Source organism: Micromonospora sp. CNZ296 (genome assembly GCF_007827635.1).
This window is the reverse complement of sequence record NZ_VISW01000003.1, coordinates 303,536-318,127: the sequence shown is the minus strand read 5'-3', so window position 1 is coordinate 318,127 and position 14,592 is coordinate 303,536. Positions and strand designations below refer to the sequence as shown.

Here is a 14,592-nt window from a genome sequence, read left to right as displayed (position 1 = left end):
CGGCTCAGGCCGCCCGCCCTGCCGCCCGCATAAGCCGGAGCTGCCCGATCTCGGCCACGTTCTTCATCAGCTCGGCGTTCACCCACGCGGCCAGGTCCGCGACGGTGAGCCCGGCGTCGGCGGGCCAGGGGTACGCGGACGGCCGGTCCAGGCCGGCCTCGGTCAGCCCGTCCAGCGTGTCCGTCCACTCCGACCGCAGCTCCCGCAGCCACGCCACAGTCTCCGCGCCCGGTCCGGGCCAGCGGATGTCGTCGCGCTCCCGCGCCGGCCGCTGCCGCACGTGGTCGGCCGCCACCGACCACCACCAGCCGATGTGCCAGGTCAGCCACGCGATCGTGGGCACCGGGACCGGGTCCGGCTCGGTGTCGGCCCAGTCGGCACGCCACCCGCCGGCCGGGTCCTGGCGCATGGTCCAGCACAGCGCGGCCGGTTCCCAGAGGAAATCACCCGGCTCCAGCCGGTCGAGGTGGTACTCGGCGAGCGCCCAGGTCAGGTCGAACTGCCGGCGCAGCAGGGCGGTCACGGAGGCGGTCACGGAGGCGGGCACCGCGCGATCGTGGCACGGTCCGCGCCCCCGGTCGACCGGTTAACGCGCCCGCCCGGAAGCGGCGTGTCGCGCCGGAACAGAAGGGTTGTCCCTCCGGCGTTATGCCTCTCGGTCATATTTATGACTGAGAGGCATAACGCTCGGAAGCTCATCCTTTCCGCGAGGAGCTGCCGGCCGCGATTGTCACAGCCACGCCGGGCCGAGCGCCGTTTCGGTGCCGCCACGTCACCCGGCCGGCCGAGAATCGGGTGTGGGCGGCAATGCCAGCCGGTGGCCGCCACGCACTCGCCGACACGGTCCGTCCGATGCTCGGCGACGGCGGTTTCACCGACTGGACCGCACGGCTGCTCGGCGTCGCAACATGCCTCCCGAGCCCTCGGGTGTGACAGGGGTCGCCGGTTCCGGGACGCCGCGACAGCTGGCCCACGCCTAGCGTCGATCGCATGGCCCTGGCCGGACGCCGCTGATGGGACGCGTCTCGCCGCTCCCGCCGCCCGGGCCGCTGCGCACGCTCGCGTACGCCACGCTGGTGAACACCGTCGGCGCGGGGCTGTGGCTGGCGGGCGGTGCGCTCTACCTGACCCGGGACGTGGGCCTCTCCGCCACCTCGGTGGGCGCCGGGCTCACAGTCGCGGGGCTGGTCGGGCTGAGCGCCAGCGTGCCGCTGGGCGCGCTGGCCGACAGGTGGGATCCGCGTACGCTCCGGGCCGTCCTCCAGGTGGGTCAGGCGGTCGCCGCGCTGGCGTACCTGCTGGTCGGTTCGTTTCCGGCGTTCCTGGCGGTGGCGGTGCCGGAGGCGCTGCTCGCGGCCGGCAACCTGGCGGTACGGGCGGCGCTCGTCGCGGCGGTGGGCGGCCCGGACGGCCGGGTGCACGCGTTCGCGACACTAAGGGCGGTGGCGAACCTGGGCATCACCGTCGGTACCGCGCTGGCCGGGATCGCGCTCGCCGTGGACACGCACCGGGCGTATCAGGTGCTGATCGTCGGCAACGCGGCCACGTACCTGCTCTCGGCGGCGCTGCTGCTGCGCCTGCCGCCGATCGCCGCCGCGCAGCCGATCGCCGCCGCGCGGCCGGCCGCCGCCGCGCGGCCGGCCGCCGCCGCGCACGGGGAGTCAGCCGGCACGCAGGGAGCAGCCGACGCGGGCCGGGCCGCGGTGTCGGAGGCGACGGCCGGGCCGCCGACCACTACCCGCACGCGCCGGGCGCGCGGTGGGCCGCTGCGGGACGGGCGGTTCCTCGCGGTCAGCGGCGTCTCGGCGGTGCTCAGCACGCACGTGACGGTGCTCGTGCTCGTCGTGCCGCTGTGGACTGTGGACCGGGCCGGCGCGCCGCCACCCGTGGTGTCGGCGGTTCTGCTCGCGAACACGGTCCTCACCGTGCTGCTCGCGGTCCGGCTGAGCCGGGGCGCCGAGCGGGCCGCGCCGGCCGCCCGGAAGCTGCGCCGGGCCGGGCTGGTGCTCGCGGCGGCCACACCGTTGTACGCGGCGACGGCCGTCCTGCCGGTGCTCCCCGCGGTCGTCCTGCTGCTCGTCGCCACTGCGGTGTGGACGGTCGGCGACCTGTGGCACGGCGCGGCCGGCGCGGGCCTCGCCTACGACCTGGCCCCGCCCGGCGCGATCGGCGCCTACCAGGGTGCGGACGGCCTGCTCGCCGGGCTGGCCCAGGCGCTCGGCCGAGGGCTGCTCACGCTGCTGGTGCTCGGTGGCGGTCCGGTCGGCTGGCTGGTGCTCGGCGGGATCCTCGCCGCCGCCGGGCTGGCCGCCCCGGCTCTGGCCCGCCGGGCGATCGCGAACCGGCCGGCGCCGGAGGCACGGGCCGCCGGTGTGCCCGGGTGAGCCGCGTGTAGCAGCATGGCGGGATGACCGACCAGCAGAGCATCACCATCCGTCCGGGTGGGCCCGGCGACGCGCCCACGCTGCTGCGGCTGCTCGACAGCGCCACCGCATGGCTGACCGAACTCGGGCGTACCGACCAGTGGGGCACCGAGCCGGCGTCGATCGACCCGCGCCGCGTCGCCCAGGCCGAGGCGTGGGCCGCCGGCGACGGCCTGTACCTCGCCGAGATCGACGGGACGGTGGCGGGCGCGCTGGTGGTGGGCGCGGCGACCGAGTACGTGCCGCCCGCCACCGAGCCGGAGCTGTACGTGAACCTGCTGGTCACCGACCGGGCGTACGCCGGGCGCGGGGTCGGGGCGCGGTTGCTGGCGTACGCGGCGGAGCTGGCCCGCGAGCGCGGCGTCGGCCTGCTGCGGGTGGACTGCTTCCGCAGCCCCGACCGGGCGCTCGTGCGGTTCTACGAGAGCTGCGGGTTCACCGCCACCGAGCCGTTCACGGTGGAGCGGCCGGGCCGCCCGACGTGGACCGGGCAGGTGCTGGAGCGCCGGGTCGGCTGAGTCAGCCGATCTCCTCGTCCACGAAGCACCAGCGCCACGACTCCCCCGGCTGGACCGACCGCATCACCGGGTGGCCGCTCGACTCGAAGTGCTTCGTGGCGTGCTGGTACGGCGAGGAGTCGCAACAGCCCACGTGCCCGCAGGTCAGGCAGGCGCGCAGATGCACCCAGTCCGGGTTGCCGATCGCCACGCAGTCCGGGCACTCGGTGGTGGTGTCGGGCTCGGCCGTGCCCGCCTCGGCCAGGTGCCGGCAGCTCATTCGACGACCTCCTGTCGCAGCATGGACTCCTCCAGATCCAGATCACGATAGGCGCGGGTGAGCACCTCCTCCGGGATCTGGCCGGAGTCGCGGGCGGCCCGGAACACCTCCCGCTCCGCGTCGATCATCTCCTGCCGCAGGCGCGCGTACGCCTGGGAGGGGGTTTCCCGTTCGGTGCCGCCGAGCCGTTCCCAGGCCAGGTTGGCCCGGGAGGTGGTCAGCCCACGAAGGCGTTCCACCACCGCCGCCGGCGCGCCGGCGGCCAGTTCGTCGAGCCGTTCCCGGGCCGCCCGGCTGGCCCGCTGCTGCACCCCGGCGGCGGACAGCGCGTCCTGCACCGGGTCGTCCGGGGGCAGCCGCAGCCGCCGGGCCACCCAGGGCAGCGTGGCGCCCTGCCCGACCAACGTCGCGACGATCACCGCGAAGGCCAGCCAGATGAGCAGCGCACGCGGGTACGGCGCGTCGTCGGCCAGCGTGAGCGGCAGGCCCAGCGCGGCGGCGAGCGTCACCACGCCCCGCATGCCGGCCCAGCCGATGACGACGGGGAACTGCACCGGCGGCGCCGGGTCGCGCTGCCGGATCCGGGGCACCAGCCGGGCCAGGTAGGTGGCCGGGAACACCCAGACGAACCGGGACAGGAAGACGGCGGCCAGCACCGCGGCGGTGATCGCGGCCAGCGAGCCGAACGGTTCGTCGAGGTCGCGGACCACCTCCGGCAGTTGCAGGCCGACCAGCAGGAACACCAGTCCTTCGAGGAGGAACCGGATCAGCCGCCAGAACGCGGTCACCTGGAGCCGGGAGGCAGCCGACAGCAGCGTGGGCAGCTTGTGCCCGATGCCGAGGCCGGTCACCACCACCGCGACGACGCCGGAGGCGTGGATCTCCTCGGCGGCGAAGACCACGGCGAACGGCACGATCAGCGACAGCGCGTTGTCCAGCACCGGGTCGGTGATGCGCTTGTGCAGATACCCGAAGACCACCACGCCCAGCAGGCCGACCAGGATGCCGCCGCCGGCCGCGACGACCACCTCGCGGGCCACGTCACCGACGCCGACGCCGCCGGTGGTGGCGGTCGCGGCGACGATCGCCACCCGCAGCAGCACCAGCGCGGTGGCGTCGTTGACCAGGCTCTCGCCCTCCAGGATGGTGACGACCCGCCGGGGCAGGCCGACCCGCCGGGCCACCGCGGTGGCGGCGACCGCGTCCGGCGGCGCCACCACCGCGCCGAGCGCCAGGCAGATCGCGTACGGCAGCTCGGGCAGGAACCAGTGCACGACGGTGCCCACCGCGAACGCGGTGAAGACGACCAGTCCGACGGCGAGCAGCAGGATCGGCCGCAGGTTGAGCCGGAACGCCGGCACCGACGTCTCCAGCGCCGCCACGTAGAGCAGCGGCGGCAGGATGCCCACCAGCACCAGGTCCGGGTCCAGCCGCACGTGCGGGAAGAACGGCAGGAAGGACAACGCGAGGCCGAGCACGACCAGCAGGATCGGCGCGAGCAGGCCGAGCCGGCGGGCCAGCGCCGCACCGAAGGTCGCGATGGCCAGGAAGACCACGACCTCGAACAGAGCATCCACGAACGACGAGCCTAAGCGTCGACGGGGTGATGTGTGATCAGGCGGCGGAGCGCAGCTTCGGCAGCACCTCGGCGCCGAACGTGTCGATGAACGCGCGCTGCTCCTGCCCGACGTGGTGCAGCGCGATCTGGTCGAAGCCCAGCGCCACGTACTCCTCCAGCCAGCCGACGTGCCGGCCCAGGTCGGCGGAGACGTTCACGGTCTCGGCGACCTTGGACATCGGCACGTCGGCGCTCGCCACGTCGAAGTGCTCGGGGGTCTCCAGGTCCCAGCAGACCGGCGGCGCGAACACGTTGCTGCGCCACTGCTCGTACGCGATCGCCTCGGCCTGCTCCTGCTCGGGCGCCCAGCTCACGTGCACCTGGAGGTGCAGCGGGCCACGTCCGCCCGCGTCCCGGTAGGCGTCGATCATCTGCCGCAGGTGCTCGACCGGCGCGTTGACGGTGATCAGCCCGTCGGCCCACTCGGCGCACCAGCGTGCGGTGGCGATGCTCACGGCGGCGCCGACCAGTGCGGGCGGCTCCTCCGGCCGGGTCCACAGCTTCGCCCGGTCCACCGTGACGAGGCCGTCGTGGCTGACCTCCTCGCCTGCGAGCAGCGCCCGGATCACGTCGACGCACTCGCGCAGCCGGGCGCTGCGGATGTCCTTGCGCGGCCAGACCTCGCCGGTGATGTGCTCGTTCGCCGCCTCGCCGGTGCCCAGCGCGGCCCAGAACCGGCCCGGGTACATGGCGCCGAGCGTGCCGATGGCCTGCGCGATGATCGCCGGGTGGTAGCGCTGGCCGGGGGCGTTCACCACGCCGAAGGACAGGTTCGTGGCCTGGAGCGCGGCGCCGAGCCAGGACCAGGCGAACCCGGACTGGCCCTGTCGCTCGCTCCACGGCGAGAAGTGGTCGGAGCACATGGCCGCGTCGAAGCCGGCGCGTTCGGCGTGGATCACCGCCTCCAGCAGCCGGGCCGGGTGGATCTGCTCGTGGGATGCGTGGAAGCCGAACGCCGTCATGGTCGCCACTCCTACCCGTGACGGCGTCCGGCCAATCGCGTCTACTCGGAGTGCGCCCCGGCGCCCGCGCCGGCCTCGCCCTCGCCGATCCACACGGTCTTGGTGTTGCAGAACTCGCGCATGCCGGCGGCGGACAGCTCGCGGCCGTACCCGGAGTTCTTCACACCACCGAACGGCAGCTCCGGATAGGACGTGGTCATGCCGTTGACGAACACGTTGCCGGCGTCCAGGTCGACGGCGAAGCGCTCCTGCTCGGCCGGGTCGTTCGTCCAGGCGTTGGAGCCGAGGCCGAAGCTGGTGCCGTTGGCGACCTCGATCGCCTCGTCGTACGAGCCGACCCGGTAGAGCCCGGCGACCGGCCCGAACACCTCCTCGGACCACATGCGCATCTCCGGGCGCAGGTCGGTGACCACGGTCGGCGGGTAGTACCAGCCGTCCCCGGCCGGCTTCTCACCGCCGCAGAGCACGGTCGCGCCGTGGTCCACCGCGTCGGTGACCTGCGCGTGCACCTCGTCGCGACCGCGCTCGCTGGCCAGCGGGCCGACGTCGGTGCCGTCGTCCATCGGGTCGCCGACGCGCAGCGCCGCCATCCGGGCGGCGAACTTCTCGGCGAACGCGTCGAACACGTCGGTGTGCACGATGAACCGCTTCGCGGCGATGCAGGACTGCCCGTTGTTCTGGCAGCGGGCGGTGGTGGCGACCTCGGCTGCGGTGTCCAGGTCGGCCGAGGGCATCACCACGAACGGGTCGCTGCCGCCCAGCTCCAGCACCGTCTTCTTGATCTCCCGGCCGGCGATCTGGGCGATGGACCGGCCGGCCGGCTCGCTGCCGGTGAGCGTGGCGGCGCGCACGCGGGGGTCGCTGAGGATCCGGTCGACCGCGTCGGAGCCGACCAGCAGCGTGGTGAACGCGCCCTCGGGGAAACCGGCCCGGCGGAACAGGTCCTCCAGGTAGAGCGCGGTCTGCGGCACGTTCGAGGCGTGCTTGAGCAGGCCGGTGTTGCCCGCCACCAGGGCCGGGGCGGCGAACCGCATCACCTGCCACAGCGGGAAGTTCCACGGCATCACCGCGAGCACCGGACCGATCGGCTGGTAACGCACGTACGCCCGCTTCGCCTTGACCGCGGCGGCGTCGGCCGGCTCGTCCGCGAGCATCCGGGGCGCGTTCCCGGCGTAGAAGCGGCAGGCGGTGGCGCACTTGGTGACCTCCGCCTTCGCGGCGGCGTACGTCTTGCCCATCTCGGTGGTCATCAGCCGGGCCGTCTCGTCGCGCTCGGCGTCGAGCAGGTCGGCGGCGGCGAGGAGCCACCGGGCCCGCTGCGCGATCGTGGTGCCGCGCAACTGCCGGAAGGCGAGGTCGGCCCGCTCGATCGCGGCGTCGATCTGCTCGTCCGACATCGCCTCGTACGTCTTGAGCACCTGTCCGGTGGCGGGATTGGTGGTGGCGATGGGCATGTCGTACTCCTGTCACTCGAACAGCGAGTGCCGCACGCCCGGCTCCTCCCGGCGGCGCGCGGCGCGGCGGCGCTGGATCACGACCAGGTCGACCACCGCCACCACGGCGAGCAGCGCGCAGACGACACCCAGCCAGGCGATGTCCGCGGCGAACGCGAGCACCGCGAAGACGGTCATCACGACCAGACCGAACGTGGCGAGCGCGAGCCGCAGGTTCAGGGCGCTGTTCGCGTGGCCGACCGTGCCACGGGCGCGGCGGGGCTGTGATCGGGTCATTCCTGGGGCCTACCCCGGCACGGGCGGGGATAACCGGCCGGTGCGGGAACACCGGTGATCCGGGACACCCGGCGGGCGGTCGCCGGATGCGCCCGGCAGGCGGGTGCGTTACTTCGGGTGCCGGTTTCCGGCGGAGATCCCGCGGACGGTGGAGAGGATGGCATGACCACGACTCAGGCCGTACCCGTGACCGTCGCCGTGTCCCGGCGCGCCGACCCGGCGCGTACCGACGAGGTGGTGGCGTGGATGCGGGCCGGGACGGCGCTGGCGGAGAGCTTCCCGGGCTTCCTCGGCGCCGGTTTCGTCCGCAGCGCCCCCGGTTCCGGCGAGTGGCACGTGATGTACCGCTTCGCCGACGCGGACACCCTGCGCGACTGGGAGGACTCGCCGCAGCGGCGCTGGTGGCTCAGCTCGGCGCAGGGCATCGTCGAGCACACCCGGGTGGAGCGGCGCACCGGCATCGAGGGCTGGTTCGCCCCGCCGGTGGACCACGTGGTCGAGACGTTCGGCGAGCCGGAACCGGCCGCGCCGCCGCGCTGGAAGCAGGCGGTCACGATCTGGCTGGCGTTCTTCCCGCTCAGCCTGGCCGCCACGCTGCTGACCACCCGGTTCCTCGCCGGCGTGCCACTGGCCGGGCGGACGCTGCTGATGACGCTCGTGCTCACCCCGCTGATGACCTACCTGGTGCTGCCCCGGATCACCCGGGCGCTGCACCGGTGGCTGCACGGCCGGCCTGCGCCGACACGACAGATGTGAACGACAGTGGTCGATGCCCGATAGCCGACAGAACCGCCACCGGCTCTCCGCCGGGGCATAGGGTCGACGCGCCCGTTGCCGCCGCCGGACGGGGGACCGATGAGACGCTGGATCGCCGCGCTGGCCTGCCTGGCGGCGCTCGTCGCGCTCGCCTGTGACGGCTCCGGCGAGGCGTCACCCCGGCCCTCCGGCACACCCGCCCCCGGCGAGCCCCGGGTGCTGGTCGCGCTCGGCGACTCGGTCAGCACCGGCTACGGCTCCTGCCTGGTGCTGGTGAGCTGCGAACGCAACTCCTGGTCGACCGGGGACGGCCTGCGGGTGGAGAGCCTCTACCGGCGGCTGCGCGCCGACGCGCCGGGGCTGCGGGCGTACAACCGGGCCGTGCCCGGGGCCCGCGCGGCCGCGCTGACCGGCCAGGCCCGGTCGGCGGTACGCGACAGGGCCGACCTGGTCACCGTGCTGATCGGCGCGAACGACGCCTGCCGCGGCGACATCGACGACATGACGTCGGTCGCCACCTTCCGCGACCAGGTCGACGCGGCGCTGGGCGTGCTGCGCGAGGGCCGGCCGAAGGCCCGGGTGCTGGTGGTCAGCATCCCGGACCTGTACCGGCTCTGGCAGATCGGGCACACCGAGCCCCGCGCCGTGCGGGCCTGGTCGCGGGGCGTCTGCCCGTCGCTGCTGGCCGACGCCACGTCGACAGCGCCCGCCGCTGCCGCCCGCCGGGCCCGCGTCAGGGACCGGATCGAGGCGTACGACGGGCAACTGCGCGCCGCCTGCCGGGCGTACGGGTCACGCTGCCGGTGGGACGGCGGCGCGGTACACCGCCACCGCTTCGACCTGGACCAGGTCAACGCGCTCGACTGGTTCCACCCGAACGCGACCGGGCAGGGCCGGCTGGCCGAGGTGGCCTGGAACGCCTCCCGCTGGTCAGGGCTGACGCGGGCCCGGTAGCTGCCGGGGGCCGGCGGCCCGGTAGAGAGCACGCGTACGGTCGGCCAGTTCCTTGGTGGCCGACGAGTTGGCCCAGGTGCCGAGCACGATCGCCGCGCCCGGCACGACCTTGGCGAACATCCGCTTGGCGGCACGCACCCCGGCCATCCGGGCCAGCCGGACCCCGAGCTGGAGCATCACCCGGCCCAGCGCCCGGTCACCGGCGGAGCCGAACAGCGCACCGGCCCGCTCCCGGCCGGCGGCCACGCCCAGCGCGAGACGGGCCGTCTCGGCGACCTTGTGCACCCGCTGGAGCACCAGCAGGTCGGTGGCCCGGTCCGGGTGCGCCGGGTCGACGCCGTAGGCGGCCGCGACGTGCAGCACCAGCCGGGCCTGAGTCCAGGCCAGCACGCCCACGTCGATCACCGCACCGGGCAGCCCGGCCGCGCCGGACACCGCACCGGAGAGCCGGGCGTGGTTGACGAACTTGCGTACCGCCTGGTCGGCCAAGTGCTCCGGCGGGGCGTCCGGTCGCAGCGCCCGCTCCCGGGCGGCCCACTGGGCGGCCTCCGGGCCGAGCCGGCGTACCGCCTCCAGGGCCAGGTGCTCCGGCGCGTACTGCGGGTCGTCCCGCATCCGGTCCCACAGCTTGGCCGGTGGCGCCTCGGGCGCCTCCACCGGCGGGACGGGGGCGGTGGGGACGGCGTTGGGCTCCCCGTCGACGGGGGCGGGGTCGGTCACGAAGGGCTCCGGAGGCTCGTGCGGCGGGGGTGACGCGGGTCAGCGCCGGCGCGACTGCAGCCGGTTCGCGATCTGCCGCAGCCGGGCCTGGTTCTCCGGCTTCGACATCTCACGCCGGCCGCGGTCGACCAGCTGCTGGCCCCGCGGCGACCGCAGGAAGGCGGTGATCCGTTGCATCAGCGACATGAGGGTCCTCCCGTCCCGCGGTCCCCTTCATGTGTACCTGGGACCGGCAAGCCCTTGATACCCGAATCGGCCCTTCGGCAACCACCCGTCCGGGTCAGCCCAGGATCTCGGCCACCACTTCGCCGGCCCGCCACTCGTGCTGGGCGTACGCGTCCGGGAACGCCGAGATCTGCACGGCCTGGGCGGCCACGGAGAGCGGCAGGCTCTGCCAGCCGGGGATCTCCGCCAGCGCGGACAGGAACGCCTTCGTCGCGTACTCCGGGTCCATCAGCTGCTCGACGGTGCCCCAGCCGCTGCTCGGGCGCTGCTGGAACAGCCCGACCGAGTCGTGGTCCCAGCCGATCGCCTGGTGCGGGTAGTTCTGCGACTCGGGCAGCACGCCGCTGGCGTAGTTGAGCAGGGTGCTCTCCTGCATGGCGGTCGCCACCGCGATGACGAGGGCGCGGCGCGGCATGCCCATCTCCTTGCCGGCCTGCACGATCTTCTTCGCGTTGTTCATCTGGGTGCGGTCCAGGCCGGCGACCGGGACGATCTGCCGGACGGTCTTCTTCGGCTTGGGCTTGGCGGTCGCCTTCGGGCTCGCCGTCGCGGACGGGCTGGCGCTGGCGCTGGGGGTGGCGGGGGCGGTGCTCGGCCGGGCCATGGCCCGGGACGCCGGGTCGACCGCGGCACGCTCGGCGACCTCCGCCGAGGGCGCCGGGTCGGCGGCGCGGTCCGGGGCACCGAAGCCGGCCTGGCTGACGCCGACCAGGCCCAGGCAGCAGGCCGCGCCGGTGGCGACCGCCAGCTTCGTCCGGCCGGGCCGGGGGTTCGTGGGTGCCCAGAAGCGGGTACGCCGGACCAGTCCCCGGAGTGTGGCCAACCGGTTGGTGGAGGGGGTATCGTCCGAACGGTCAGCCGGGCGGCCGGAGCCGAACGGGTCGTCGAGGTTGCCGTCGTTACGCATCCGACGAGGCTAGGCAGGGCAAACCGGGATCACCCAGGCCCAAAGGGTGGCCCTCGCCACACTTTGGCCGTTCCGAAGCGGACGGCCCATCCCAGTGCGACCCGGCGGACCACGGACCTCGGGAACCGGACCAATCACCCGGCCTGCAACCCGCGCAGCGGCCCGGGCAGGAACGCCGCAGACCTCCCGGTCCCGCCCGATGATCGACTAACTCGTCCGTTCGGACGATCCGGATATGGGTCGCCGGACCGGGGCGTAGCCGAATCGTGATCATCATCCGGGCATCGGACGTGGCCGTAACGGAATGGACCACCCGCCCCGGTACGTTGGCCGAACCGGGGACGCCGCACGCTCGGCGCTCCCCCGTACGCGTCGACAGGGAGGACCCCACCGGTGCTCGATCCACACGAGCTCTACGAACTCACCGACGAGCTGCCCGAGCTCGGCCAGCCGGTGCTGATCCAGGCGCTCACCGGCTTCGTCGACGCCGGCAACGCCACCCGGCTGGCCCGGGAACAGCTGCTCACCTCGCTCGACGCCCGGGTCATCGCCCGCTTCGACGTGGACCAGATCTTCGACTACCGCTCCCGCCGCCCGGTGATGACCTTCGTCGAGGACCACTGGGAGTCCTACGACGCCCCGGCGCTGGAGCTGCACCTGCTGCACGACGACGACGAGACCCCGTTCCTGCTGCTCACCGGCCCCGAGCCGGATCTTCAGTGGGAGCGTTTCGTGGCCGCCGTCGCCGGGCTCAGCGCCCGCCTCGACGTCCGGCTCACAGTCGGGCTCAACTCGATCCCGATGGCGGTGCCGCACACCCGGCCCAGCGGCGTCACCGCGCACGCCACCCGCAAGGAACTGATCGCCGGGCACGAGCCGTGGCTGCAGAAGGTGCAGGTGCCGGCCGGCGTCGGTCACCTGCTGGAGTACCGCCTCGGCGAGCAGGGGCGCGACGCCCTCGGCTTCGCCGCGCACGTGCCGCACTACGTGGCCCAGGCCGAGTACCCGGCCGCCGCCGAGGCGCTGCTGTCCGCCGTGTCCCGCAGCACCGGCCTGCTGCTGCCCGTCGAGGCGCTGCGGACCGCCGCCGAGGCGGTCCGGGTGGAGATCGACCGCCAGGTCACCCAGACCGAGGAGGCGGCGACGCTGGTCCAGGCGCTGGAGGAGCAGTACGACACGTTCGCCCGTGGCCGGGGCGAGAAGAGCCTGCTCGCCGGCGAGACCGGGCCGCTGCCCACCGCCGACGAACTCGGCGCCGAGCTGGAACGCTTCCTCGCCGAGCAGACCCGACCCGGCGACACCCCGGAGCGCTGACCGGGCGGGGCGGGCGGGGATGCGGCAGGCTGGGGGCATGCGCCTGGCGACCTGGAACGTCAACTCGGTGAAGGCCCGCCTGCCCCGGCTGCTCGACTGGCTGGCCACCACGAAGCCCGACGTCGTGTGCCTGCAGGAGACCAAGTGTCCCGACGGGGCGTTCCCGGTCGCCGAGGTGGGCGAGCTGGGCTACGAGGTGGCCAGCCACAGCGACGGGCGGTGGAACGGCGTCGCCGTGCTGTCCCGGGTCGGGCTGGCCGACGTGACTGTCGGCTTCCCGGGCGAACCCGGGTTCCCCGAGCCCGAGGCCCGCGCCATCTCGGCCACCTGCGACGAGCTGCGGGTCTGGTCGGTGTACGTGCCGAACGGCCGCGCGCCGGACGACCCGCACTACGCGTACAAGCTGGCCTGGTTCGCGGCGCTGCGCGACGCCCTCGAATCGGAGGTGGCCGGCGCGCTGCCGGTGGCCGTCTGCGGTGACTTCAACGTGGCGCCCACCGACGCCGACGTCTGGGATCCCGCGCTGTTCGTCACCTCCACCCACGTCACCCCGGCCGAGCGGGCCGCGCTGGCCGCGTTGCGTGACCTGGGACTGGAGGACGTGGTGCCGACGCCGATGAAGGGGCCGCACCCGTTCACGTACTGGGACTACCGGGCCGGGATGTTTCACCAGAACAAGGGCATGCGGATCGACCTGGTGTACGCGAGCGCCTCGTTCGCCCGCGCGGTCCGCTCCGCGTACGTGGACCGGGAGGCCCGCAAGGGCAAGGGCCCCTCCGACCACGCCCCGATCGTGGTCGACGCGGACCTGACACCGGCCGTCGAGACGTTCTGAGGGCAGCGCTCGTTAGGGTGGACACATGGCTGTCGTGAAGATCAACGCGATCGACGTCCCGTCCGGCGCCGGCGAGGAGCTGGAGAAGCGGTTCGCGGCCCGGGCCGGCGCGGTGGAGAACTCCCCCGGTTTCCTCGGCTTCGAGCTGCTGCGCCCGGTCGCCGGGGACACCCGCTACTTCGTGTACACGCGCTGGGAGACCGAGGAGGCGTACCAGGCGTGGGCGCAGGGCCCGTCGCGGGCCGCGCACGCCGAGGGCGGCGAACCCCGCAAGCCCGTCGCCACCGGCGCCACCCTGCTGGAGTTCGAGGTCGTCCAGCAGGTCCCCGCCAAACCCTGACCCGCCCTCCCCCGGCCCACCCGGCCCGCCGGGCCCGCCCGGCCCCCGGCCCTCCCCGTCGATCATGAAGTTGACGGCGTTCGCGGTCCGAATTGTCGCCGCCAACCTCATGATCGTCGGAGTGAGGGCGGGAGCGAGAGCGTCGGGCAGCGGTCAGCTCGCCAGGGACGCGAAGACGATCACGTTGTCCTGGTAGCCGGTACGGCCGCCGACCCACTCGCCGCCGCACGTGATCAGGCGCAGCTCGGCCGGACCCGAGTCGCCGTAGACCCGGGCGGCGGGCAGGTTCGCCTTGTCGAAGTACTCGACGCTGTCCACCTTGAAGGTCGCCACGCTGCGGTCGGCGCGGGTCACCTGGATCCGGGCGCCGGGCTTGAGCGAGCGCAGCCGGTAGAAGACGGCCGGCCCGCTCTTGGTGTCGACGTGACCCACGATGATCGCCCGGCCCGGGTCGCCGGGCACCGCTCCCCTGTCGTACCAGCCGGTCTGGTCGTGCTCGGTCAGCGGCGGCACGTCCACCGAGCCGTCCTTCGCCTGCCCGACCGGGGTGACCGGCGCGTTGACCTTGATGGCCGGCACCGCCAGGCGTACCGGCCGACTCGCCGGCTTCCGGACCGGGGCGGCGGCACTCGCCGGGGCCACCGCGCCCGACCCGTTCGACCGGCTCGACCCGGTGGACGCGTCGGCGAAGTCGAACGGCCCCGCCGTGCGCCCGAGCCCGGCCCCGGTGGCGAACACACCGACCAGCACCAGCACCACTGCCAGCGGCTTCGACCAGGAACCCCGGCCCCGGTCCCGCCCGCCCGGCGACACCGGTGGCGGTTCGACGGGCGGCGGCCCGGCGGGCCGGGGACGCAGGGCCGGCGGATCGGCCGACGGCGGGTACCACGGTCGCGACGCGGCGGGCGGCGGCATCCACGGCCGCGACCCGGAGACCGGCACGGCCGACGACCCGGTCCCGGCGGCCGGCCTCTCCCCCGAGCGCGGGCCGGTCCGGGGCGCGGCGGCCGGGTCAGCCCTGGAGAACCGGG

The 14,592-nt window shown here is 74.2% G+C and carries 17 protein-coding genes; 7 read left to right on the top strand and 10 right to left on the bottom strand.

What is annotated here, in order from left to right; genetic code table 11:
• Positions 1-4 precede the first annotated feature (4 nt).
• The gene (locus FB455_RS06930) at positions 5-547 is read right to left on the bottom strand and encodes a DinB family protein (protein WP_084588802.1); all 543 of its coding nucleotides are present in this window, start codon (positions 545-547) and stop codon (positions 5-7) included.
• 466 nt (positions 548-1,013) lie between these two features.
• Between FB455_RS06930 and FB455_RS06925 the strand changes: the two genes are divergently transcribed.
• Together FB455_RS06925 and FB455_RS06920 are read left to right on the top strand one after the other, a co-directional pair.
• The gene (locus tag FB455_RS06925) at positions 1,014-2,384 is read left to right on the top strand and encodes an MFS transporter (protein ID WP_145752658.1); all 1,371 of its coding nucleotides are present in this window, start codon (positions 1,014-1,016) and stop codon (positions 2,382-2,384) included.
• 23 nt (positions 2,385-2,407) lie between these two features.
• The gene (locus FB455_RS06920; RefSeq protein ID WP_013285361.1) at positions 2,408-2,941 is read left to right on the top strand and encodes a GNAT family N-acetyltransferase; all 534 of its coding nucleotides are present in this window, start codon (positions 2,408-2,410) and stop codon (positions 2,939-2,941) included.
• A 1-nt stretch (position 2,942) separates the two neighbouring features.
• On the opposite strand, the gene FB455_RS06915 is transcribed toward FB455_RS06920, so the two are convergent.
• Genes FB455_RS06915 through FB455_RS06895 form a run of 5 tightly spaced genes read right to left on the bottom strand, consistent with a single transcriptional unit; the run spans position 2,943 to position 7,510 of the window.
• The gene (locus FB455_RS06915; RefSeq protein ID WP_013285360.1) at positions 2,943-3,200 is read right to left on the bottom strand and encodes a UBP-type zinc finger domain-containing protein; all 258 of its coding nucleotides are present in this window, start codon (positions 3,198-3,200) and stop codon (positions 2,943-2,945) included.
• Positions 3,197-4,777 carry a Na+/H+ antiporter gene (locus FB455_RS06910; protein ID WP_030270360.1) on the bottom strand — a complete coding sequence of 527 codons (1,581 nt, stop codon included), beginning with the start codon at positions 4,775-4,777 and terminating at the stop codon, positions 3,197-3,199. Before FB455_RS06910 ends, FB455_RS06915 begins: the two co-directional genes overlap by 4 nt.
• A 37-nt stretch (positions 4,778-4,814) precedes the next feature.
• Entirely contained in the window at positions 4,815-5,789 is a 975-nt protein-coding gene (locus FB455_RS06905) for a TIGR03885 family FMN-dependent LLM class oxidoreductase (protein WP_255368079.1), read from the bottom strand.
• A 32-nt stretch (positions 5,790-5,821) separates the two neighbouring features.
• Complete coding sequence (locus FB455_RS06900; protein WP_145752656.1) at positions 5,822-7,234, bottom strand: NADP-dependent succinic semialdehyde dehydrogenase; 1,413 nt, start codon at positions 7,232-7,234, stop codon at positions 5,822-5,824.
• Between the two features lie 12 nt (positions 7,235-7,246).
• On the bottom strand, positions 7,247-7,510 hold the full coding sequence (locus tag FB455_RS06895; RefSeq protein ID WP_013285356.1) for a DUF6343 family protein: 264 nt from the start codon (positions 7,508-7,510) through the stop codon (positions 7,247-7,249).
• Between the two features lie 162 nt (positions 7,511-7,672).
• Between FB455_RS06895 and FB455_RS06890 the strand changes: the two genes are divergently transcribed.
• A complete protein-coding gene (locus FB455_RS06890) occupies positions 7,673-8,266 on the top strand; it encodes an antibiotic biosynthesis monooxygenase (RefSeq protein WP_013285355.1) in 594 nt (197 codons plus the stop codon).
• Positions 8,267-8,365: 99 nt separating this feature from the next.
• On the top strand, positions 8,366-9,220 hold the full coding sequence (locus FB455_RS06885) for a GDSL-type esterase/lipase family protein (protein WP_145752654.1): 855 nt from the start codon (positions 8,366-8,368) through the stop codon (positions 9,218-9,220).
• Here FB455_RS06885 and FB455_RS06880 read toward each other — a convergent pair.
• From FB455_RS06880 to FB455_RS06875, 3 genes are all read right to left on the bottom strand, one after another.
• Positions 9,197-9,940, bottom strand: coding sequence for an EcsC family protein (locus tag FB455_RS06880; protein ID WP_013474802.1), 744 nt, complete (start codon positions 9,938-9,940; stop codon positions 9,197-9,199). The genes FB455_RS06885 and FB455_RS06880 overlap by 24 nt on opposite strands.
• Positions 9,941-9,979: 39 nt before the next feature.
• A complete protein-coding gene (locus FB455_RS34220; protein WP_013285352.1) occupies positions 9,980-10,126 on the bottom strand; it encodes a hypothetical protein in 147 nt (48 codons plus the stop codon).
• Between the two features lie 94 nt (positions 10,127-10,220).
• Positions 10,221-11,072 (bottom strand): peptidase M23, encoded by an 852-nt coding sequence (locus FB455_RS06875; RefSeq protein WP_114919957.1) that lies wholly within the window; start codon positions 11,070-11,072, stop codon positions 10,221-10,223.
• Positions 11,073-11,465: 393 nt separating this feature from the next.
• Here FB455_RS06875 and FB455_RS06870 point away from each other — a divergent pair, with 393 nt between their 5' ends.
• The 3 genes from FB455_RS06870 to FB455_RS06860 are packed head-to-tail and all read left to right on the top strand — an operon-like array spanning position 11,466 to position 13,561.
• Positions 11,466-12,386 (top strand): proteasome assembly chaperone family protein, encoded by a 921-nt coding sequence (locus FB455_RS06870; protein ID WP_013285350.1) that lies wholly within the window; start codon positions 11,466-11,468, stop codon positions 12,384-12,386.
• Positions 12,387-12,423: 37 nt separating this feature from the next.
• Complete coding sequence (locus tag FB455_RS06865) at positions 12,424-13,221, top strand: exodeoxyribonuclease III (RefSeq protein ID WP_013474800.1); 798 nt, start codon at positions 12,424-12,426, stop codon at positions 13,219-13,221.
• A gap of 25 nt (positions 13,222-13,246) precedes the next feature.
• Positions 13,247-13,561, top strand: a complete 315-nt coding sequence (locus tag FB455_RS06860; RefSeq protein WP_030270374.1) for an antibiotic biosynthesis monooxygenase family protein — start codon at positions 13,247-13,249, stop codon at positions 13,559-13,561.
• Positions 13,562-13,714: 153 nt separating this feature from the next.
• Here FB455_RS06860 and FB455_RS06855 read toward each other — a convergent pair whose 3' ends face one another.
• Positions 13,715-14,374, bottom strand: a complete 660-nt coding sequence (locus FB455_RS06855) for a class F sortase (protein WP_030270376.1) — start codon at positions 14,372-14,374, stop codon at positions 13,715-13,717.
• Between the last annotated feature and the right edge of the window lie 218 nt (positions 14,375-14,592).